This is a genomic window from Kocuria sp. SL71 (assembly GCF_026672465.1).
Taxonomy (GTDB): domain Bacteria; phylum Actinomycetota; class Actinomycetes; order Actinomycetales; family Micrococcaceae; genus Kocuria; species Kocuria palustris.
The window spans coordinates 857,763-878,725 of sequence record NZ_JAPPRE010000001.1; the positions used below are offsets into that span (position 1 = coordinate 857,763).

18 protein-coding genes and 1 pseudogene are annotated in these 20,963 nt (G+C 70.7%); 17 read left to right on the forward strand and 2 right to left on the reverse strand.

Annotated features, from left to right (window positions below):
* Window positions 1-195 precede the first annotated feature (195 nt).
* The 6 genes from ctaC (at window position 196) to OVA15_RS04000 (ending at window position 6,346) form a co-directional block, all read left to right on the forward strand.
* Window positions 196-1,119 carry an aa3-type cytochrome oxidase subunit II gene (ctaC, locus tag OVA15_RS03975; RefSeq protein ID WP_268143233.1) on the forward strand — a complete coding sequence of 308 codons (924 nt, stop codon included), beginning with the start codon at window positions 196-198 and terminating at the stop codon, window positions 1,117-1,119.
* A gap of 14 nt (window positions 1,120-1,133) precedes the next feature.
* Window positions 1,134-2,879 carry an aa3-type cytochrome oxidase subunit I gene (gene ctaD, locus OVA15_RS03980; RefSeq protein ID WP_268143236.1) on the forward strand — a complete coding sequence of 582 codons (1,746 nt, stop codon included), beginning with the start codon at window positions 1,134-1,136 and terminating at the stop codon, window positions 2,877-2,879.
* The gene (locus OVA15_RS03985; RefSeq protein ID WP_268143238.1) at window positions 2,876-3,280 is read left to right on the forward strand and encodes a cytochrome c oxidase subunit 4; all 405 of its coding nucleotides are present in this window, start codon (window positions 2,876-2,878) and stop codon (window positions 3,278-3,280) included. Before ctaD ends, OVA15_RS03985 begins: the two co-directional genes overlap by 4 nt.
* 266 nt (window positions 3,281-3,546) lie before the next feature.
* Window positions 3,547-4,518, forward strand: a complete 972-nt coding sequence (locus tag OVA15_RS03990) for an amino acid ABC transporter permease (RefSeq protein ID WP_268143240.1) — start codon at window positions 3,547-3,549, stop codon at window positions 4,516-4,518.
* A complete protein-coding gene (locus tag OVA15_RS03995) occupies window positions 4,515-5,339 on the forward strand; it encodes an amino acid ABC transporter ATP-binding protein (protein ID WP_326493259.1) in 825 nt (274 codons plus the stop codon). Before OVA15_RS03990 ends, OVA15_RS03995 begins: the two co-directional genes overlap by 4 nt.
* Window positions 5,340-5,365: 26 nt before the next feature.
* On the forward strand, window positions 5,366-6,346 hold the full coding sequence (locus OVA15_RS04000; protein WP_268143242.1) for a transporter substrate-binding domain-containing protein: 981 nt from the start codon (window positions 5,366-5,368) through the stop codon (window positions 6,344-6,346).
* Between the two features lie 6 nt (window positions 6,347-6,352).
* Here the strand turns inward: OVA15_RS04000 and OVA15_RS04005 are convergent, their stop codons facing one another.
* Together OVA15_RS04005 and OVA15_RS04010 are read right to left on the reverse strand one after the other, a co-directional pair.
* Entirely contained in the window at window positions 6,353-7,408 is a 1,056-nt protein-coding gene (locus tag OVA15_RS04005; protein ID WP_268143244.1) for an LLM class flavin-dependent oxidoreductase, read from the reverse strand.
* A 4-nt stretch (window positions 7,409-7,412) separates the two neighbouring features.
* Entirely contained in the window at window positions 7,413-8,828 is a 1,416-nt protein-coding gene (locus tag OVA15_RS04010) for an NtaA/DmoA family FMN-dependent monooxygenase (RefSeq protein ID WP_268143246.1), read from the reverse strand.
* A gap of 185 nt (window positions 8,829-9,013) precedes the next feature.
* Between OVA15_RS04010 and OVA15_RS04015 the strand changes: the two genes are divergently transcribed.
* The 11 genes and pseudogenes from OVA15_RS04015 (at window position 9,014) to lgt (ending at window position 20,879) form a co-directional block, all read left to right on the forward strand.
* Window positions 9,014-11,065 (forward strand): FAD/NAD(P)-binding protein, encoded by a 2,052-nt coding sequence (locus OVA15_RS04015; protein WP_268143248.1) that lies wholly within the window; start codon window positions 9,014-9,016, stop codon window positions 11,063-11,065.
* Between the two features lie 96 nt (window positions 11,066-11,161).
* Window positions 11,162-11,425 (forward strand): phosphoribosyl-ATP diphosphatase, encoded by a 264-nt coding sequence (locus OVA15_RS04020; RefSeq protein WP_006213222.1) that lies wholly within the window; start codon window positions 11,162-11,164, stop codon window positions 11,423-11,425.
* An 83-nt stretch (window positions 11,426-11,508) separates the two neighbouring features.
* Complete coding sequence (gene hisG / locus OVA15_RS04025; RefSeq protein ID WP_268143251.1) at window positions 11,509-12,354, forward strand: ATP phosphoribosyltransferase; 846 nt, start codon at window positions 11,509-11,511, stop codon at window positions 12,352-12,354.
* 87 nt (window positions 12,355-12,441) lie between these two features.
* Window positions 12,442-13,205, forward strand: a pseudogene (gene hisF, locus OVA15_RS04030) (imidazole glycerol phosphate synthase subunit HisF).
* A gap of 71 nt (window positions 13,206-13,276) precedes the next feature.
* Window positions 13,277-13,669 carry a phosphoribosyl-AMP cyclohydrolase gene (hisI, locus tag OVA15_RS04035; protein WP_029643801.1) on the forward strand — a complete coding sequence of 131 codons (393 nt, stop codon included), beginning with the start codon at window positions 13,277-13,279 and terminating at the stop codon, window positions 13,667-13,669.
* 105 nt (window positions 13,670-13,774) lie between these two features.
* Window positions 13,775-15,382, forward strand: coding sequence for an anthranilate synthase component I (locus tag OVA15_RS04040; RefSeq protein WP_268145598.1), 1,608 nt, complete (start codon window positions 13,775-13,777; stop codon window positions 15,380-15,382).
* Entirely contained in the window at window positions 15,379-15,975 is a 597-nt protein-coding gene (locus OVA15_RS04045) for a Trp biosynthesis-associated membrane protein (protein WP_024290475.1), read from the forward strand. The genes OVA15_RS04040 and OVA15_RS04045 overlap by 4 nt, the downstream gene beginning before the upstream one ends.
* Before the next feature lie 131 nt (window positions 15,976-16,106).
* Window positions 16,107-16,442: an HGxxPAAW family protein gene (locus tag OVA15_RS04050; protein ID WP_268143255.1), complete on the forward strand. Its 336-nt coding sequence runs from the start codon at window positions 16,107-16,109 to the stop codon at window positions 16,440-16,442.
* Between the two features lie 147 nt (window positions 16,443-16,589).
* Window positions 16,590-18,722: a tryptophan synthase subunit beta gene (gene trpB, locus OVA15_RS04055; protein ID WP_268143257.1), complete on the forward strand. Its 2,133-nt coding sequence runs from the start codon at window positions 16,590-16,592 to the stop codon at window positions 18,720-18,722.
* A 101-nt stretch (window positions 18,723-18,823) separates the two neighbouring features.
* Window positions 18,824-19,651: a tryptophan synthase subunit alpha gene (trpA, locus tag OVA15_RS04060; protein ID WP_442786746.1), complete on the forward strand. Its 828-nt coding sequence runs from the start codon at window positions 18,824-18,826 to the stop codon at window positions 19,649-19,651.
* Window positions 19,652-19,730: 79 nt separating this feature from the next.
* Window positions 19,731-20,879: a prolipoprotein diacylglyceryl transferase gene (gene lgt, locus OVA15_RS04065; RefSeq protein ID WP_268143259.1), complete on the forward strand. Its 1,149-nt coding sequence runs from the start codon at window positions 19,731-19,733 to the stop codon at window positions 20,877-20,879.
* The last annotated feature ends 84 nt before the right edge of the window (window positions 20,880-20,963 follow it).

Sequence of the window (20,963 nt, forward strand, 5' to 3'; positions counted from 1 at the left end):
GCGGGGCCCGTCGTCGTCCCGCCCAGGACCCGGCCTAGGGGGACGCGAGCATGCCCCGGCAACAAGGACACACGGCTGACGAAGTGTCAGCACGTTCGGGGCGCAGGGGGTAAACTCCAGGAGAAACCCCAGGCTCCCGACCCGCGCCAGCAGCGTGACGGGCGGGACCGCGATCGAGAACAGGAAGGGCTGTCTGTGAGTTCGCTTTCCCGAACCGTCAGCCGACGCCGTCGGACGCTCACGCTGAGCGCTCTCGGAGGCGCAGCGCTGCTCGCCCTGACGGGCTGCTCCGCGGAGCTGAACCAGCAGGTCCGCAACGGCTTCATGCCAGTGGGGGACTCCGCCCCCACGGACAACGCCCAGGCCATCCTCGACCTCTGGGTCGGCTCGTGGATCGCGGCCATGCTGGTCGGGCTCGTGACCTGGGGACTGATGCTGTGGTGCATGATCGCCTACCGCCGTCGCAAGAACGAGGTCGGCTACCCCCGCCAGGTGGCCTACCACCTGCCGCTCGAGATCTTCTACACCTTCGTGCCGATCGCTCTGGTCGTCACGCTGTTCGTGTTCTCGGAGCGCGCACTGGCGGACATCACCCCGCGCCATGACAACCCGGACACCACCGTCCAGGTCATCGGCAAGCAGTGGGCCTGGGACTTCAACTACACCGATGACGACGTCTACTACTCGGGCACGCAGGCGCACCTGAACACGGACGGCTCGGAGGGCGTCGAGGAGACGCTGCCCACGCTGTACCTGCCGGCGAACAGCGATGTCGAGCTGGAGGTCACCTCCCGCGACGTCATCCACTCGTTCTGGGTTCCCGCCTTCCTCGAGAAGATGGACATGATCCCGAACCAGACCAACTACCTGTCGTTCACCACTGGCGATGAGGGCACCTTCCAGGGCAAGTGCGCCGAGCTGTGCGGCGAGTACCACTCGGAGATGCTCTTCAACGTCGAGATCGTCTCCCAGGAGGAGTACGACCAGCAGATGCAGACTCTGCGCGACCAGGGCAACACCGGTCAGCTCGGCACCGAGTACGACCGCAACCCGAACACCAACGACGAAGCGATCGAGAACCAGGACTCCATGCCCGGCTCGACGTACGACGAGAACTGAGGGATTGAGAGACGATGACCACTCTCGAGTACTCAGCCAATGACTCCACCGCGGTCGCACCGCGGGTCGTCCCCCGGTCCAAGGGCCGGATCATCGTCAACTGGCTGACCACCACGGACCACAAGACGCTCGGGTACATGTACCTGATCACGTCCTTCGCCTTCTTCTGCCTCGGCGGTGTCATGGCGCTGCTGATCCGCGCGGAGCTCTTCGCTCCGGGCATGCAGATCCTGGAGACCAAGGAGCAGTACAACCAGCTGTTCACCATGCACGGCACGCTGATGCTGCTGATGTTCGGCACCCCGCTGTTCATCGGCCTGGCCAACGTGCTGGTGCCGCTGCAGATCGGCGCGCCGGATGTCGCCTTCCCGCGACTGAACGCGCTGGCCTTCTGGTTCTTCCTCTTCGGCTCGACCGTCGCAGTGATCGGCTTCCTGACCCCGCAGGGCGCCGCGTCCTTCGGCTGGTTCGCCTACGCTCCGCTGAACTCGACCACGTTCTCGCCGGGAGTGGGTGGTGACCTCTGGGTCTTCGGCCTGGGCCTGCAGGGCTTCGGCACGATCATGGGCGGCGTCAACTTCATCACCACGATCCTGTGCATGCGCGCTCCGGGCATGACCATGTGGCGCATGCCGGTGTTCATCTGGACCTCGCTGGTCACCGCGCTGCTGATCATCATGATCTTCCCGCCGCTGGCGGCCGCGCTGTTCGCACTGGGCATGGACCGTCGACTGGGCGGGCATATCTTCGACGCCGAGAACGGCGGCGCGATCCTGTGGCAGCACCTGTTCTGGTTCTTCGGCCACCCCGAGGTCTACGTGCTGGCGCTGCCGTTCTTCGGCATCGTCTCGGAGATCATCCCGGTGTTCTCCCGCAAGCCGCTGTTCGGCTATGTCGGCCTGGTCTTCGCGACCATCGCCATCGCCGCGCTGTCCGTGACCGTGTGGGCCCACCACATGTACGTCACCGGCTCGGTCATGCTCGGGTTCTTCTCGTTCATGACCATGATGATCGCGGTGCCCACGGGGGTGAAGTTCTTCAACTGGATCGGCACCATGTGGCAGGGCTCGATCACCTTCGAGACTCCCATGCTGTGGGTCCTGGGCTTCCTGTTCACGTTCCTCTTCGGCGGCCTGACCGGCGTCATCCTGGCCACCCCGCCGCTGGACTTCCACGTGTCGGACTCCTACTTCGTGGTCGCCCACTTCCACTACGTGGTCTTCGGCACCGTCGTGTTCGGCATGTTCGCCGCGTTCTACTTCTGGTGGCCCAAGTTCACCGGCAAGATGCTCAACGAGCGTGTCGGCAAGGTCCACTTCTGGATGCTCTTCGTGGGCTTCCACATGACCTTCCTGATCCAGCACTGGCTCGGTGTGGTGGGCATGCCCCGCCGCTACGCCGATTACATGCCGGAAGACGGGTTCACGTTCATGAACCAGTTCTCGACCATCGGCGCCTTCCTGCTGGCAGCCTCGATGATCCCGTTCTTCTGGAACGTGTACATCACGCACAAGCGCGGCAGGAAGGTCGAGGTCGACGATCCCTGGGGCTTCGGCGGCTCGCTCGAGTGGGCGACGTCCTGCCCGCCCCCGCGGCACAACTTCGTCTCGCTGCCGCGCATCCGCTCGGAGCGCCCGGCCCTGGACCTGCACCACCCGGAGCTGGCGGCCCTGTCGCCGGACCCGGTCACCGGTGACACCGAGGCCAACCCGACCGAGCGGGATCGCCGCGAGCACGACACCATGGAGGCCACCCGATGAAGGCAACGATCCAGGTCATGTGGCTGCTGACGGTGTTCTGCATCGTCGTGGGCTTCATCTACGGGTTCGTGACCGACTTCCACGAGCTGGTCGGCTTCCCGGCCCTGCTGGCCGTCGGCGTGATGTCCGCCTTCCTTGCGGTCTACTTCCAGCTGACGCTGCGCAGCGCCAAGGCGATGCTCCCTGAGGATGACCTCGAGGGCGAGATCTCGGACAGCGCCGGCGACTACGGGCACTTCTCCCCGTGGTCCTGGACGCCGCTGCTGTTCGGCGCCGGTGCCATGATCTTCGTGCTCGGCCTGGCCATCGACTGGTGGATCGTCGGGCTGGCCTTCCCGATCGCCATGCTGGGCGTCTTCGGGATGGTCTTCGAGCACAGCCGCGGAGAGCACGCCCACTGATCTCCGGCTCCGCCGGTCGAGGGCCCCGCCGCTCCCTGAAGGGAGCGGCGGGGCCCTTCGCATGTCCGGGTGCAGGCTGCTGTGGCGGCCGAGTGCCGACCTGCCTGGGACGGACTGATGCTGGGCTGTCGTCCAGTGGGGCGTCGCCGCATGTCACTGCGTGACGTCGGAATTGGGAGGTCTGAAGCCCGTTCCTAGGCTGAGCCGGGTCCGCGGCGATCACTCGACTCCTCGACTCGCCGACGCCCCCTCGAAGGCCGGAGCCCATGAACAGCCGTTCGCCCTCCACCCCCGAGCCGGACAGCCCCGTGCGGGTGCTGCCGGCTCGCCACCCCTGGCGCAGCCTCGCCTCGATGCTCGGCGTCATCGTCATCCTGGTCATCGTCTGGGCCCTGATCACCAACCCCCGCTGGCAGTGGGGAGTCGTGGCGCAGTGGTTCACCGCCGAGTCGATCGTGCGAGGCCTGGGGCTGACGCTGTCACTGACGGCCATCGCCGGCGTCGCCGGGTTCGTGCTCGGCTTCGCGCTGGCCCTGCTGCGGATGTCGAGCTCGCCGGTGCTCGCGGGACTGGCCTGGACCTACATCTGGATCTTCCGCTCCGTGCCGCTGCTCGTGCAGCTGCTGCTCTGGTACAACATCGGCTATCTCTACGAGACGATCGTCCTGGGCATCCCGTTCACCGACGTGGTCCTCCTCGAGGCGAGCACCACGGAGCTCGTCGGGAAGTTCGCCGCGGCCGCCCTGGGACTCAGCCTGCATCAGGCCGCCTACGCCGCCGAGATCATCCGCGGCGGCATCCTCTCGGTGGATGCGGGACAGCTCGAGGCGGCCAAGGCGCTCGGGCTTCCGCCATGGCGGCGATCCGTGGCGATCGTGCTGCCGCAGGCCCTGCGCGCGATCCTGCCCCCGGCCTTCAACGAGATCATCAGCCTGGTCAAGGGCACCTCGATCGTCTACGTCCTGGCGCTGGGGGATCTGTTCTACACGGCGCAGATCATCTACTCGCGCACCAACGAGGTCATCCCGATGCTCATGGTCGCCACCATCTGGTACATCGTGATCACCACTGCGCTGAACATCATCCAGTACTACGTCGAGCGCCGGGTCGCGCGCGGTGCGGTGCGCACCCTGCCGCCCACCCCCTGGCAGCGGGTGCGCGCACGGCTGGCGAGTGAGCGGGCCGACGCCCGCGAGCGGAAGAGGACACGGCTGCACACGGAAGGGAGCTCGCTGTGAGCGCGCAGGAGACGAACCACTCGATCGAGGACCGGGTGCCCACGCGAGGGCGGGTCGTGCTGGAGGGCGTGCGCAAGTCGTTCGCGGGCCGGGAGATCCTCCACGGCGTCTCCCTGAGCGTCGAGCCCGGGCAGGTCGTGGTCCTGATGGGCCCGTCGGGGTCCGGGAAGTCCACGCTGCTGCGCACGATCAATCACCTGGAGGCCCAGGACGCCGGCCGGGTCACGATCGACGGCGAGATGATCGGCTACCAGCCCGAGGGCCAGGCCCTGCGCGAGCTGCCCGAGCGCGAGGTCCTGCGCCGCCGCGCTCAGGTGGGAATGGTCTTCCAGCAGTTCAACCTGTTCCCGCATATGACGGTGGAGCAGAACATCATCGAGGCTCCTGTGCACGCGCAGGGGCGCCCCCGCGCGGAGGCGCGGCGCACCGCCCAGGTCCTGCTCGATCGCGTGGGGCTGGGGGACCGGGGCGGTGCCTTTCCCCGTCAGCTCTCGGGCGGGCAGCAGCAGCGGGTGGCGATCGCCCGAGCCATGGCGCTGCACCCCAAGGTGCTGCTCTTCGACGAGCCGACCTCCGCCCTGGACCCCGAGCTCGTCGAGGAGGTCCTCGAGGTCATCCGGGGCCTGGCCGATGAGGGCGTGACCCTGATCGTGGTGACCCACGAGATGTCCTTCGCCAGGGAGGTGGCCGATCACGTGGTGTTCATGGCCGACGGGGAGATCGTGGAGCAGGGCCCGCCGCAGAAGCTGTTCTCCGCCCCGCAGCATGCCCGGACCCGGGAGTTCCTGGGCCGACACCTCGCCCCGGAGTACGTGCTGTGAGCCCGGTCGGAGGGAGGTCGGGGCGGATGGGGCGCGGACTGATCGCCGGTGCCGCGGTGCTCGGCCTGGGCATCCTGCCGGGGTGCACGGCCGATCCCGTGGATATCAACACCGCAGCGGCCGGCGGCGGCGTGGAGGCCGCCCAGCGCTTCGACTTCTCGCCGGAGCAGGACGATCGGGTGCGCACGGACATCGATCCGAAGGCGGCAGCGCTCGTGCCGGAGTCGGTGGCCGCGGACGGCAAGCTCACGGTGGCGGCCAACCCTGCGGCGGTGCCGCTGGGCTTCGCGGCCACTGATCAGTCCACGGTCGTGGGCTCCGAGGTCGACCTCGCCCAGCTCATGGCGGACAAGCTCGGCCTGGAGCTCGAGGTCGAGGCCACCACCTGGGAGAACTGGCCGCTGCGCCTGGAGACCGGTCAGATCGAGACCGTGATGATCAACGTGGGCCTGACCGAGCCGCGGCTCGAGCTCTACGATTTCGCCACGTACCGCACCGCGTACATGGGCTTCGAGGCCAGGCAGGGCAGCGAGTTGCACGTCGAGGGCCCGGAGGACATCTCCGGGCTGAAGGTCTCCGTCTCGCCGGGCACCAACCAGGACGCCATCCTGCTCGAGTGGAACCGCGAGCTCGAGGAGCGGGGTCTGGAGCCGGCCGAGCTGTCGTACTACCTCAACGACGCCGACGCCATCCTGTCGCTGGTCTCCGGAAGGACGGATCTGCACCTGGGGCCGTATCCCGGCGGCTCGTTCCGGGAGGACTCCGGATCCGAGACGGAGGTCGTGGGGCGGATCAGCGCGGGATGGCCGAATAACACGCTCGTGGCCGCGCCCACGGCCAAGGACAGCGGGCTGGCCCCGGCGCTGGAGGCCGCGCTGGACTCGGCAATGGGAGACGGCAGCTACGAGGCGGCGCTGGAGCGCTGGGGGCTGGAGGACGAGGGGCTCGACGACTCCCGGACCGTCACCGACGCGCAGCAGATGCGCGACGCACTGTCCGCGAGCTGAGCCGCCTCAGGCGCCCTCGTACTGGTTGTCGGCCGCCGGCAGTCCCCAGCGCTGCCGCAGCGATCCGGTCTCGCCGGCCACCGGCTTCAGCCCCGCCCGGGACAGGGCCGAGATCGCCCGTTCGGCGAGTTCGGCGGCATCGTGCGGCCGCGCGTCGAGGTGCACGCCGGCGAAGACGAGGCCCCGACCGTCGGACCCCGCCGCGGCGAGGCGCTCGACGAGTGCGTCGATCGCCGCGGCGAGATCCTCGCGGGGAAGTGCTGCCAGAAAACGCGCATGCGGGGCCCCGCGGCGCAGCACGGCGAGCTCGTCGTCGGGGATCGCCGCCGGCACGATCACGGCATCCGCCCGGGCGGCCGCGACGGCCACGTCGGAAGCGGTGCCCGGGAGGGGACCGCGCAGGCCGTGCCCGTCCTCGAGCCGCACGACGATCACCGGATGGCCCTGCGGGGGACGCGGCACGATCGAGGGGCCCTTGACGGTGAAGGGCTGCCCGACGGAGTCCGTGCCCTCGAAGTCCGTGTAGTGCAGCCGCTCGCGATCGATGAAGCGGTCGGTGGAGGTGTCCGCGATGATCGCGTCGTCCTGCCACGAGTCCCACAGGCGGCGCAGCAGATCCGCGACCTCGCCGGTCTCGCGCCAGGCTTCTGCCGGCTCGGCGAGCGGTCGGCGCCCCACGACGGCGGCCTCGGAGGCGCGCAGGGACGGCGCCAGCTGCACGCCGGCGCGACCGCGGCTCGCGTAGTCCAGCGTCGCGGTCATGGTCCCCAGCAGGAAGGGCTCGGTGTGCGTGGTGGTCAGCGTGGGCACTAGGCCGATCCGCTGCGTGGCCGGTGCGAGCCAAGCGGCGAGCTCCAGGGCCGAGAGCCGGATCGCGGCGGAGCCGGTGCCGTCGCCGGCGTCGAGGACGTCGTCGAGCATCAGCTGCGTGACGCCCAGCGCCTCGAGGTCCTGGGCGGCGCGCAGATGCAGCCGGCCGGTGAGCAGGGCGGCGGGATCGTCGTGAGGGCCGTCGAGGTCGGGCAGCGTTCCCAGCCCGACGGAGAGGATCGTCTCGGTCATGGGTTCAGGCCTCCTGGCTCTGCTGGGCCGCTGCTGCGGCGTCGGATGCGGCGGCCGCCTGCCCGTCCCGCAGCGCTGCCCACTGCTCGGCGGGGCGGTGCTCGGGCAGCCCGAGCCTCTGGCGCAGCGTCGCGGGCTCGTGGTGATCGGGGTAGACGCCCATCTCCTGCAGCTCGGGCACCACCCGGTCCACGACCTCCCGGAAGCCGCCCGGGACATAGGCCGGCACCAGGATGAAGCCGTCGGCCGCGCCCTGATCGACCTCCCGGCTCATGGCCTCGGCGATCGAGCGGGGCGTGCCCACGAAGTGATGCCGCGAATCCACCACGGAGACGACCTTGCGCAGCGACCAGCCGTTGCGCCGCCCGAGCTCGCGCCAGGACTCTGCCGTGCCCACGGGGTCGGGGTAGTGGTTCACCCGGCCCTGGGAGAGCTGGGGGCCGTCGACCACCGGGTCGAAGTCCGGGACCGGATCGTCGGGATCGCGCTCGGAGAGATCCATGTTCCACAGCCGCGAGGCGGTGGCCAGCGCAGTGGCCCCGGAGTGCTGCGCCCAGGCGAGCTCCAGGCTCTTCTCCTGCGCGTCCTCCTCGGTGTCCCCGATCACGAAGGACACGCCGGGATAGATCTGGATCTCGTCGGGATCCCTGCCGATCGCGGTGAGCCGGGAGCGGATGTCGTCGCGGAAGGCCCGCCCGTTCTCCGGGCCGGAGTGGCGGGTGAAGATCAGATCGGCCGAGCCCGCCGCGAAGTCGCGCCCGGAAGGGGAGTCGCCGGCCTGCATCACCACGGGGTGGACCTGCGGGCTGCGCGGCACCCCGAAGCGGCCCTCCAGATCGAAGAACTCGCTGCGGTGGACGAAGCGCCCGGCGTCCGGGCCTGCCTGCGCCGGATCGAGGGGCCAGGACTCCCACATGGTGCGGGCCGCCTGGATGAAGTCGACGGCGCGCTCGTAGCGCTGCTCGTACGGGAGGTAGCCGCCGCGGCGGAAGTTCTCGCCGGTGAAGGCGTCCGGGCTGGTCACGACGTTCCAGGCCGTGCGCCCGCCCGAGAGGTGATCCATGGTGGCCAGCTGCCGGGCGAGCTCGTACGGCTCGTGGTAGGTGGCCGTCAGGGTGCCGGCCACGCCGATGTGGTCCGTGGCCCCCAGCACGGCCGAGAGCATCGTGAGCGTGTCGGGGCGGCCCACGACGTCCAGGTCGTGGATCTGCCCGCCCTGCTCGCGCAGGCGCAGACCCTCCGCCAGGAAGAGGAAGTCCATCAGGCCCTCCTCGGCGTCGCTGGCCATGCGCACGAAGGACTCGACGGCGATGTTGGAGCCGGAGCGCACGGGATCCGACCACACGGTCTCGTTGTTCACGCCCGGGAAGTGCGCCGCGAGATGGACACGGCGGCGTGGGCGGTTCTCGGCAGTGCTCATGCTCCCCATCCTCTCGCCAGACGTCCCAGCACGCGCCTCCGACCTCATATTTCGTCATACGGCCAGGCGCTCGGCGCCCCGGCTGGACTAGCGTCGAGGCTCCGACGACGCGGCGCGGAGCGCGGCAGGCCGGCAGCGGCCCGCGCAGCCCGGACCGCGGGGACGACAGCCCCGGAGGACACACGATGACGCAGCACACGAGCTCGGCAGCCGGACGCCGCCCCGGCGGCGCGCGCAGGACCAGGGAGCTGGTGCTGATCGGAGGCGGCCCGCGCGCCACGCTCGTGCTGGAGCGTCTGGCCGCCAATGCCGCACAGCTGTCCGGGACGGTGGACCGGCCCGTGCGGGTCCACGTGATCGAGCCCTTCGAGGCCGGCTCAGGGCGGATCTGGCGCCACGACCAGTCACCGCTGCTCAAGCTCAACTCGATGGCCCGTGACGTGACGATGTTCACCGACGAGACCGTGGTCGCCGAGGGTCCGGCTTGGGACGGCCCCTCGCTCGAGGAGTGGGCGGCCGGTGTGGCCGACGGTTCGATCGAGGACGCCGAGATCGACGACGAGGACGACTTGCGCCGCATCCGGCAGCTGCGCGGCGCGGACTTCCCGACCCGACGCGTCCACCAGCGCTACCTGCAGTGGGTGTGGCGCCGCGTGGTGAGCCGCGCGCTCGCCTCGCCGGGCATCGACGACGTGATCGTGCACCCCACGTGGGCCGATGAGATCACGGAATGCTCCCGCGGCGGCCACGACGTGCGCCTGAAGGACGGGACCGTCCTGCACGCCGATGCCGCCGTGCTGCTGCTCGGGCACACCGATGCCCTGGCCACCCGCGGGCAGCGCCGCCGCGGCGCCGCCGCCAGTGCGTCGGAGGGCAGCTACACGCGGCCCTCCTACACTGAGGAGGTCGACTGGAGCGCGCTCGGGCCCGGTCAGCGCGCGGTCGTCACCGGCATGGGCCTGGGCTTCATCGACCTGATGGTGCTGCTCTACGAGGGCCGCGGCGGGCGCTTCCGCACGCGCGACGGCTCCGCGGATCCTGCCAGGATCGAATCCGGCGAGGCGCTGGTCTACGAGCCCTCGGGCAGTGAGCCCCTGCTGTGGGTCGGCTCGCGCCGCGGCGTGCCCTTCCACTCCAAGATCTCCACGCAGCTGCGCGCCCCCTTCGCCCCGGACGGGCTGCAGTTCGTCACCGCAGCCGCCATCGAGAGGCTGCTGGACGAGAACTCCCAGCTGGACTGGGATGAGCACCTGTGGCCCCTGATCACCCGCGAGGCCGGGCACCACTGGTACCGCGAGATCGTCCTGGGCCACCCCGAGCGCGTCCGCGACGGCGTGCGCTGGGAGGACTTCGCCCGGCGGTACGCGGCGGCGGGGCCCAGCGAGCTGTCGCGGCTGCTGCACGAGACGTTCCGGGACTCGCGCGATCTGCTGGACCTGCACGCGATCGACCGGCCGCTGGAAGGGCTGACCTTCGAGGACGCCGAGCAGGTGCAGGAGGCGGTGCTGCGCAGCATCCGCCGGGACATGGACGAGCGCAGCGATCCGCAGCGCAGCCAGACCCTGGCGCTGTTCCTGGCACTGCTGCACCTGCGGGTGGCCCTGATGGACCTGGTGCCGGAGGACCGGCTCACTGAGGCCGGGCTGCGCATGATGAACCGCTGGTGGCCGGGGTTCTTCAGCTTCGTGGACTCCGGTCCGCCGGCGCACCGTCTCCAGGAGCTGCTGGCCCTGCACGAGGCGGGGTTCGTGCGCTTCCTGGGTCCGGACGTGATCGTCGAGCACGACGAGGCCGGCGGAGGGTTCGCCGCCCGCTCCCGGGCGGGCGGTCCGTGGATCAAGGCCCCGCACTTCATCGAGGCCCGCCTGCCCGGCCCGTCGATGGCGGGCACGGCCAATCCGGTCCTGCGCTCCGTGCTGGCCGGGGAGCTGGGGGAGGAGCAGTCCTTCCCATCGGACGACGGGTCGACCATGGTCACCACCGGCAAGCTGGAGGTGGATGCCCAGTACCGAGTGGTGGACCGCCACGGCCGGGCGCATCCGGACCTGTTCGCCGCCGGCGTGTTCACGACCGTGCCGACGCTGGGAGCCTTCGCCCGGCCGCGGCAGAACTCCGAGCCGTTCCGCAGCAGCGACGCTCTGGCCCGCAGCCTGTGGCGGGCCCTGGCGGGCAGCTCCGCGGACAGGGAGGACGCGGCGCAGCAGCGCGCCATCGAGGCGACGACGTACACGTTCTGAAGCGCCGCGGCGCCGGGAGGCTCGCACCGTCCGGGCACCGACAGCGGACGGGCTGCGCGCGGGAGCACCCCGCCGCCGCAGGATAGGGTGAGGCCCGTGAAAACGTTCGAGCAGCTCTTCGCAGAGATCACAGAGAAGGCCGAAACCCGCCCCGAGGGCTCGGGGACCGTCGCCGAGCTGGACCGCGGAGTCCACGGCATCGGGAAGAAGGTGGTCGAGGAGGCCGCCGAGGTCTGGATGGCCTGCGAGCACGAGACCCACGACGAAGCCGCCGAGGAGATCTCCCAGCTGCTGTATCACCTGCAGGTGATGATGGTGGCCAAGGGCATCTCCCTCGAGGACGTCTACAACCACCTCTGAGCCGGCCCGGCTCGGAAGGCCCCGGGGCGCCCTCACCCCTGAACGAAATCCGCCGCACGAATCCTCAGGAGCTATCACCGACCATGCTGCGCGTCGCCGTGCCCAACAAGGGCGCCCTGTCAGAGTCCGCCGCCGCCATGCTGAGCGAGGCGGGCTACCGCCAGCGCCGCGACAGCCGAGAGCTCGTGCTGGTCGACCCGGAGAACCACGTCGAGTTCTTCTACCTGCGTCCGCGCGATATCGCCGTCTACGTCGGGGGAGGAGTGCTGGACGTCGGGATCACCGGCCGCGACCTGCTGCTGGACTCCGAGGCCGACGCCGTCGAGGACCTGGGCCTGGACTTCGCCCGCTCGACCTTCCGCTTCGCCGGCCCGGCCGGGCAGTTCTCCTCGCTGCAGGACCTCGAGGGCCGCCGCGTGGCAACGAGCTACGACAGCCTTCTGCGCCGCCACCTGGCGAAGCAGGGAGTCCAGGCCGAGGTCGTGCGTCTGGATGGTGCCGTCGAGTCCTCGATCCGCCTGGGCGTCGCAGATGCCATCGCCGACGTCGTGGAGACCGGCAACACGCTGCGGGCGGCCGGACTGGAGGTCTTCGGCGAGCCGATCATGCGCTCTGAGGCCCTGCTCATCCGCAACGCCGCCAAGGCGGAGGCCGAGGGCCTGGAGGTTCTGCGCCGGCGCATCCAAGGTGTGCTCGTGGCCCGGCAGTACGTGATGATCGACTACGACATCACGGAGGACCTTCTTGAGGCCGCCACGGCCGTGACCCCCGGCATGGAGGGTCCCACGATCTCGCCGCTGGGCCACCACGGAGCCATGGCGGTGCGCGCCATGGTCCGCCGCTCGGACACCAACAAGGTCATGGACGAGCTCTACGCCGTGGGCGCCCGGGCCATCCTGGTCTCGCCGATCCACGCCGCCCGGCTGTGAAGCCCCCGGGGCTGCGGCCCCGGAATCCTCAGAGCCGACCGATCCCGAATCACCAGCCCGCCTGCCCGGGCACCGCAAGGAGCAGCCATGAGCGTGGCCATCCGAGTCATCCCCTGCCTGGACGTCGACGCCGGGCGCGTCGTGAAGGGCGTCCACTTCGAGAACCTGCGCGATGCAGGCGATCCGGTCGAGCTGGCCTCCCGGTACAACGACGCCGGTGCGGATGAGCTCACCTTCCTGGACGTCACCGCCTCGTCATCGGACCGGGCCACCACGTTCGACGTCGTCGCCCGCACCGCCGATCGGGTCTTCATCCCGCTGACCGTCGGCGGCGGTGTGCGCACCGCCGAGGACGTCGACCGCCTGCTGCGCTGCGGGGCGGACAAGGCCTCGATCAACACGGCGGCGATCAAGCGCCCGGAGGTCATCGACGAGATCACCCGCCGCTTCGGCAATCAGGTGCTCGTGCTGTCCTGCGATGCCAAGCGCACCGGGAACACCCCCTCGGGCTTCGAGGTCACCACGCACGGCGGCCGCGAGCTCACCGGGATCGACGCCGTGCAGTGGGCTGTGGAGGCCGAGCGCCGCGGCGTGGGGGAGATCCTGCTCAACTCCATGGACGCCGACGGCACCCGTGACGGCTTCGACCTGGAGATGATCCGCGAGGTGCGCTCCGCGGTGAGCGTGCCCCTGATCGCCTCCGGGGGCGCGGGCGCTCCGCCGACTTCCCGCCCGCCGTGGCCGCCGGCGCCGCTGCCGTGCTGGCAGCCTCGATCTTCCACTTCGGGCCGGTCGACGCCATCGCCGAGGTCAAGGCGGCGCTGCGCGCCGAGGGCCACGAGGTCCGCTGAGCGGATCGCTGCGAGCGCTGAGCCGAGCTGCGCGGCCGAGGCGTCCGAGCGCGGGCCTATAGTGTCCGGTGATGTCCGAACAGCCCAGCCCCTCAGCCCGCCCGTCCTCGCCCGAGCTGGACCCCGCGGTCGCCGCGCGCCTGAAGCGCGATGCGGACGGCCTCGTGGCCGCGATCATCCAGCAGCACGACACCCGAGAGGTGCTCATGCTCGGCTGGATGGACGAGGAGGCTGTGCACCGCACCCTCACCACCGGTCGCGTGACGTTCTGGTCCCGGTCCCGCCGGGAGCTGTGGCGCAAGGGCGACACCTCCGGACACATCCAGCTCGTGCGCCGCGTCAGCCTGGACTGCGACGGCGATGCCCTGCTGGTCGAGGTCGAGCAGGTGGGGGCGGCCTGCCACACGGGCACCCGCACCTGCTTCGAGGACCGGCAGCTGAAGGCCGTCCAGGGGCAGCGCTGACCGGCACGCTGCGCCCGGGCGCCGCCGCAGGCGCCGGGATCCCCACGTGAGCGGCGCCAACCCCAGATCACGGCCGTGCATCGCCCGGCAGGAAGAAGTCGCATGATGCACCAGATGGGCACGGTCTCCCCGAGCCTCGAGGAGTTCCGCGAGCTGGCCAGGCACCACCGCGTCATCCCGGTGCGCACCACCGTGATGGCCGATGCGCTGACCCCGATCGGGATCTACCGCAGCCTCGTGCTGCGCGAGGACGGCACGGCGCCGTCGGGCACCTTCCTGATGGAGTCCGCCGCCCAGGGGATCTGGTCCCGCTGGTCGTTCATCGGCGCGGGCTCCAGGGCCACCCTGATCAGCCGGGACGGCCAGGCGCACTGGGTCGGCGACGTCCCCGTCGGGCTGCCCACGGAGGGCAGCCCGGTCGAGGCTCTGCGCGAGACCCTGGCGGTGCTGGCCACCGAGCGCTTCGAGGACGCCCCTCCGCTGTCCTCGGGCATGGTCGGCTTCCTCGGCTGGGAGGTCGTGCGCCGCTGGGAGCGGCTGCCCGATCCGCCGCTGGACGACCTGCGCATCCCCGAACTGGCCATGAACCTGGTCTCGGAGATGGCCGTGCACGACAACACGGACGGCTCCGTGACGCTCGTGGCCAACGCGTACAACGCCGACGGCACGGACGAGCGCGTGGACGAGGCCTGGCTGGATGCCGTCGAGCGCCTCGACGGGATGCTCGAGAAGCTGGACCGGCCGTCGTCCCAGGCCCCGGTCTCGATCGCCGAGGACGTGATCGACCGGGACCGGATCGAGGAGGCGGTGCAACAGTCGTGGCCGCGCGAGGACTTCCTCAGCGCGATCGAGGAGGCCAAGCAGGCCATCGTTGACGGCGAGATCTTCCAGGTCGTCATCTCACGGCGCTTCGAGACCGAGTGCACGGCCGATCCGCTCGAGGTCTATCGCATGCTGCGATCGATCAACCCGAGCCCCTACATGTACCTGTACGCCTTCGAGGATGCCGAGGGCAGGCCCTTCCACGTGGTCGGGTCCTCGCCCGAGGCGCTCGTGAACGTCTCGGACGGGCAGGTCGTCACGCACCCGATCGCCGGCTCCCGTCCTCGCGGTGCCACCGCGGAGCAGGACCAGGCGCTGGGGCAGGAGCTGCTGGCCGATGAGAAGGAGCGCGCCGAGCACCTCATGCTCGTGGACCTCTCCCGCAACGACCTCTCGAAGGTCTGCGAGCCGGGCTCCGTGGAGGTCACCGAGTTCATGGCGATCGAGCGCTTCAGCCACATCATGCACCTGTGCTCCAACGTGGTCGGGCGCATGCGCCCGGACGTGAGCGCGTACGACGTGCTAGCCGCAGCCTTCCCCGCTGGAACGCTCTCCGGGGCGCCCAAGCCCCGGGCGCTGAAGCTGCTGGACGAGTACGAGCCCCGTCGCCGCGCCGTCTACGGCGGAGTGGTCGGCTACATGGATTTCGCGGGCTCCATGGACGTGGCCATCGCGATCCGCTCGGCGCTGCTGGTCGACGGACGCGCGTACGTCCAGGCCGGAGGCGGCATCGTCGCCGACTCGGTGCCGGAGACGGAGGCGCTGGAATCGCTGAACAAGGCCGCCGCGCCGCTGCGAGCGGCCCTCGCCGCCCAGTCCGTGCACCGCCCTCGCCGCCTGAGCGCCGATGCCCGGCAGCAGGTCGACACAGCCGAGGGAGCCGCCCGATGACGGCCCTGAAGCGCAAGCCCATCGTCGTCCTGCTGTGCCTCGTGCTGGGTGCGGCGCTGTTCGGCGCCTCCGCCATGAGCTGGGTCCACGCCAGCGTGGCCACGGCGGTCTCGCAGATCGACGTGGACGTGCGCGGCAGCGATGCCGCACCGGCCGTCTCGGCCCTCGGACTGGTCGCCATGGCCGGCGCGGTCGCACTGAGCATCGCCGGTCCGCGACTGCGACCCGTGGTGTCCCTGGTGATCGCCGGTGCCGGACTGGGCTCCCTGATCGCCGTGATCGGCGCCATTGCCGACCCCGTCGGGGTCTCCGAGGGCGTCGTCGGGGAGATGACCGGCGTGGTCGGCACGGGAGCCGAGCACGAGCTCACCGTCGGCCCCTGGCTGTGCGCCGCGGCCTCCGTGCTCGTGATCCTCGGCGGCGTCTGGGCGCTCATCTCGTCCAGGACCTGGGCCAGGCCGACGGCCTCGCGCTTCGAGCGCGGCACCGCCCAGCGTCGGGCCGCGGGCGACGACGATCGCGAGTCCGAGCGCCGCGATGACATCGACTCCTGGGACGCCCTCACCGAGGGACGGGACCCCACCGGCTCCTGAGCAGCCGTCACCGCACCTGTCGGTCACCGTCACAGGCGCGGTGAGTGGCACAATAAGGACGAGCACCGCCACCAATGGTCGGAGTCCCTCAGCGGAGCCCGACCCCGAGCACCACAGGGAGACCTGAACTCATGTCGCACGCGACCACCAACTCCAGCACTGCGTCGGAGGCCGCATCCCGCCTCGAGGCCGAGCGCGAGGCCCACGGCCCCGACGTCATCGTCCTGGATCACACCGCCTACGTCGGGCACGGCAACACCGTCGCCGCCTGGACCTGCATCGCCATCATGGCCGTGGGCGTCGTCCTGGGGCTCATCGGCCTGGTCCAGGAGCTCGGCAGCGTCCTGATGTGGGTCGGCGTGGGCGTCATCGTCCTCGGCCTGATCGTGGGCGCCGTCCTCAAGGGCATGGGCATGGGTTATGAGGGCGAGGTCCGCAAGTACGAGCGCGGCGAGCTCAAGCACTGAGCCCCTCCTCATCAGGGCGGCTGACACGCCCCTGAGCCGCAGACCGCATCGTCTCCGCGCTCTGCCCGACCCGCACCGGCGCCGCCGGCCTGCGGGTCGGTGCGTGCCACGACCATCGCAATCTTCCAGGAGAGGACACGTCACCGCATGACCGAGCATCCCGAGGGAAGCGTGAGGGCCACCGGAACGGTCCTCGACTCCATCATCGAGGGGGTCCGCGAGGATCTGGAGGCTCGGCGCGCCGCCGTTCCGCTCGAGGAGATCCGACGCACCGCAGCGCAGGCGCCGGCGCCCCGCGACGCGATCGCGGCACTGCGCGGATCCCACGAGGACACGCTCGAGATCATCGCCGAGGTCAAGCGCTCGTCGCCCTCGAAGGGCGCCCTGGCGCCGATCGAGGACCCCGCCGCTCTGGCCGCCGCGTACGAGCGCGGGGGAGCGGCCGTGATCTCCGTGCTCACCGAGCAGCGCCGCTTCGGCGGCTCGCTGGCCGACCTGGACGCGGTGCGCGCTGCCGTGGACGTGCCGATCCTGCGCAAGGACTTCACGGTCGACGAGTACCAGATCCTCGAGGCCCGTGCCCACGGGGCCGATCTCATCCTGCTGATCGTCGCGGCCCTCGACGACGACGCGCTGGCCCATCTGCTGAAGGTCACCGAGGACCTCGGGATGCAGGCGCTCGTCGAGACGCACACGGAGGAGGAGATCCGCCGTGCCGCGGCGGTGGGCGCCAAGATCGTGGGTGTGAACACCCGTGATCTGAAGACCCTCGACGTCGACACCGACCGCTTCGGGCACCTGGCCGAGCACCTTCCCGCAGACGCCGTCCTGGTGGCGGAGTCCGGCGTCAGCGGCCCCGAGCAGATCGAGGACTACGCGCGTCAGGGCGCTCATGCCGTGCTCACCGGCGAGGCGCTGGTCCGGGCGGGCGACCCAGTGGGCACCGTCGCCCAGTTCCGCACCCTCGGCGAGTCCATCCGCGCCGCGCACCGGGGGGAGCAGGAGGCCCGCGACGGGCAGCGGCGCTACTCGAACGCCCAGGGCCCGTACTTCGGCGACTTCGGCGGGCGCTGGATGCCCGAGTCGCTGATCGCCGCCCTGGACCAGGTCACCGACACCTTCGAGAAGGCCAAGGCCGATCCGGAGTTCCTGGCGGAGTTCCAGCGGCTGTCGCGCGACTACGCGAACAGGCCGTCGCTGCTGACGGAGGCCGAGCGCTTCGGCGCCCACGCGGGCTGCCGCGTGTTCCTCAAGCGCGAGGACCTCAACCACACCGGCTCGCACAAGATCAACAACGTCCTGGGCCAGGCCCTGCTGGCCCAGCGCATGGGCAAGACCCGCCTGATCGCGGAGACCGGGGCCGGGCAGCACGGCGTGGCCACGGCCACCGCCGCCGCGCTGCTGGGCATGGAGTGCGTGGTCTACATGGGCGCGGAGGACACCCGGCGCCAGGCGCTGAACGTCGCGCGCATGAATCTGCTGGGCGCCGAGGTCGTGGCCGTGGAGCACGGCTCGCAGACGCTCAAGGACGCCATCAACGAGGCGCTGCGCGATTGGGTGGCCTCCGTGGACACGACCCACTACCTGCTGGGCACCGCCGCCGGGCCGCATCCCTTCCCGGCCATGGTCCGCTGGTTCCACCAGCAGATCGGCGACGAGGCCCGCGCCCAGATCCTGTCGCAGACCGGTCGGCTGCCGGATGCCGTGGCGGCCTGCGTGGGCGGCGGATCGAATGCGATCGGCATCTTCCACGCGTTCCTCGACGACGCCGACGTCGAGCTGCACGGCTTCGAGGCGGGCGGCGACGGGGTAGACACCCCTCGCCACGCCGCGACCATCACGCTGGGACGTCCCGGCGTGCTGCACGGGGCCAAGACGTTCCTGATGCAGGACGAGGATGGGCAGACCATCGAGTCGCACTCGATCTCCGCCGGCCTGGACTACCCGGCAGTGGGTCCCGAGCACGCCTACCTCGCCGCCAGCGGACGCGCCGTCTACACGGCGATCACCGATGACCAGGCCATGGACGCCTTCCGCGCCCTGTGCCGCACCGAGGGCATCATCCCTGCGATCGAGTCCTCGCACGCCCTGGCAGGTGCCGTGCGGCTCGGCCAGACCTGGCGCGAGCAGCTCGGCGAGGAGGCCGCAGCGCAGAAGATCGTCGTCGTGTCCCTGTCGGGCCGCGGCGACAAGGACGTGGCCACGGCCGCCGAGTGGTTCGACATGCTGCCGGGCGGCTCCAGGGAAGAGAAGATCGCCGAGAAGGGGGAGCAGCTGTGAACCAGACCACCAGTTCCGGGTCCCAGGACCCCTCAGAGGCCTCAGCGACCGAGCAGACCGGTGCGCCGCAGGCGGCCGTGCAGGCCGAGCGCCTGTCCGGGCTGGGATCCCTGATCGATCGGATCATCCCCGCGGGCCTGGCCCAGGACCCCGACTCCCGGCTGGCCGCGCGCATCGAGCAGTGCCGCGCGCAGGGCCGACCCGCGCTGATCGGCTACCTGCCCGCCGGCTATCCCAGCGTCGAGGAGTCCATCGAGGCCGCCGTCGCACTCGGGCTCGGCGGGGCCGATGTCATCGAGGTCGGTCTGCCGTACTCCGATCCCGTCATGGATGGCGAGGTCATCCAGGCAGCCACCACGCAGGCCCTCGCCCAGGGCGTGAGCACGGATGACGCCTTCCGCGTGGTCCGGGCGATCACCGAGCGAACGGATGCCGTGGCCGTCCTGATGACCTATTGGAACCTGGTCATGCAGCACGGCGTGGACCGCTTCGCCGCAGACCTGGCGGCAGCGGGTGGGTCGGGGATCGTGACCCCCGACCTGATTCCGGACGAGGCCCAGGAGTGGTTCGAGGCCTCCTCCGCCCACGGCCTGGACCGGATCTTCCTGGTCGCCCCGTCCAGCACTCGGGAGCGCATGGAGATGACGGCGCGGGCGTCGTCGGGCTTCGTGTACGCCGTGTCGGTCATGGGCGTCACCGGTGCGCGGGACTCAGTCTCCGACGCCGCCCAGGACGTCGTCCGGCGAGCCCGCGCCGCCGGTGCGCAGAACGTGTGCGTCGGTCTGGGCGTGTCGCGCCGCGAGCACGTCGAGGAGATCGGCGCCTACGCCGACGGCGCGATCGTGGGCACCGCGCTCGTGAAGGCCCTGCGCGACGGCGGACCCGAGGCCGTCGGCCGCCTGGCCGCCGAGCTCGCCGGCCGCAGCTGACGCGCAGCCGGTGCGGACGCTGCGCCCGCACCGGCTCCCCTCCCACCCGCCCGGGCGCACCGGAACCAGGAAGGCACTCATGCTCGTCTCGCCGACGCTGTCGATCCCCTCGCCCGGCTGGAGCGGGTTCTCGCTGGGGCCGTTCGAGGTCCACGCCTACGCTCTATGCATCCTGCTCGGGATGGCCGCGGCCATCGCGATCACGACCCGGCGCATGGACGCCCGCGGTCAGGACGGCGACTTCGTCATGGATGCGGCGCTGCTGGCCATCCCGCTGGGCATCATCGGCGCCCGGCTCTACCACGTGGTCATCACCGACCCCGGCTACTACTTCGGCTCCGCGGAGGGGCTGATGGAGATCCCGCAGCTGTGGAAGGGCGGGCTGGGGATCATGGGCGGCGTGGCCTTCGGCGCCCTGGCCGTGTGGATCATGTGCCGGGTGCGCGGGACCTCCTACGCCCTGTTCGCGGACTGCGTGGCTCCGGCCCTGCTGGTGGCCCAGGCCGTGGGCCGCTGGGGCAACTGGTTCAACCAGGAGCTCTTCGGCCGCGCCACCACGCTTCCCTGGGGCCTCGAGATCGCCCCCACGTCCCCCAACTTCCCGGACGGGCTTCCGGCGGGCACGCTGTTCCACCCCACGTTTCTCTACGAGTCGCTGTGGAACCTGCTGGGGGCGGCGCTGATCATCTGGCTCGGGCGCAGCCGCCGCACGGCGCACCGGGTCGACGGCGGCCGCTCGATGGCGCTCTACCTGATCTGGTACGGGACCGGTCGCATGCTGATCGAGATCTTCCTGCGCATCGACCCCTCCGCCATGTTCCTGGGCGTGCGCATCCACGTGTTCACCGCTGCGGCGCTGATCGTCGTCGGCCTGCTGCTCTACGCGTGGCTCTCCCGCCGCAAGGCCGCCGTCCTGGGCTCGGTCGCCGAGCACCCTGCCTCGACCCGCGCCGCGAACGGCAGCGGCAGCCACCGGGCCGTCGCTGCGGCTCGGCAGTCCGACGCCGCCGCTGCCCCCGGGGCCGAAACCCCCTCCGAGCCCTGGCGCGGTGCCCGGATCAACCGGCTGCCCGATCTCGACCGCGCAGACCGCACTGCGGCGGCTGCCGAGCCCGAGACCGACACCGCCGAGCTCGGCGAGCAGGCTGACCCCTCCGGTGACGTGCGGCTGCAGGCCTTCGTCGAGACGCGCGCAACCGATCCGTCGCGCCAGCCGGTGCGCGGCTGAGACGCATCGGACCGCCTCCGCCTCGGCCGGGGCGGCAGCCCTGTGACGCGGCATGAAACAGCCAGGAAACACCCCGGCAGTATC

Coding starts and splice junctions, on each gene's coding strand:
- hisI (WP_029643801.1), top strand. CDS start 13,277: ATGTCCGAACAGCCCAGCCCCTCAGCCCGCCCGTCCTCGCCCGAGCTG.
- ctaD (WP_268143236.1), top strand. CDS start 1,134: ATGACCACTCTCGAGTACTCAGCCAATGACTCCACCGCGGTCGCACCG.
- OVA15_RS04040 (WP_268145598.1), top strand. CDS start 13,775: ATGCACCAGATGGGCACGGTCTCCCCGAGCCTCGAGGAGTTCCGCGAG.
- OVA15_RS04010 (WP_268143246.1), bottom strand. CDS start 8,828: ATGAGCACTGCCGAGAACCGCCCACGCCGCCGTGTCCATCTCGCGGCG.
- OVA15_RS04050 (WP_268143255.1), top strand. CDS start 16,107: ATGTCGCACGCGACCACCAACTCCAGCACTGCGTCGGAGGCCGCATCC.
- trpB (WP_268143257.1), top strand. CDS start 16,590: ATGACCGAGCATCCCGAGGGAAGCGTGAGGGCCACCGGAACGGTCCTC.
- OVA15_RS04005 (WP_268143244.1), bottom strand. CDS start 7,408: ATGACCGAGACGATCCTCTCCGTCGGGCTGGGAACGCTGCCCGACCTC.
- OVA15_RS03990 (WP_268143240.1), top strand. CDS start 3,547: ATGAACAGCCGTTCGCCCTCCACCCCCGAGCCGGACAGCCCCGTGCGG.
- OVA15_RS04000 (WP_268143242.1), top strand. CDS start 5,366: ATGGGGCGCGGACTGATCGCCGGTGCCGCGGTGCTCGGCCTGGGCATC.
- OVA15_RS04045 (WP_024290475.1), top strand. CDS start 15,379: ATGACGGCCCTGAAGCGCAAGCCCATCGTCGTCCTGCTGTGCCTCGTG.
- lgt (WP_268143259.1), top strand. CDS start 19,731: ATGCTCGTCTCGCCGACGCTGTCGATCCCCTCGCCCGGCTGGAGCGGG.
- OVA15_RS03985 (WP_268143238.1), top strand. CDS start 2,876: ATGAAGGCAACGATCCAGGTCATGTGGCTGCTGACGGTGTTCTGCATC.
- hisG (WP_268143251.1), top strand. CDS start 11,509: ATGCTGCGCGTCGCCGTGCCCAACAAGGGCGCCCTGTCAGAGTCCGCC.
- OVA15_RS04015 (WP_268143248.1), top strand. CDS start 9,014: ATGACGCAGCACACGAGCTCGGCAGCCGGACGCCGCCCCGGCGGCGCG.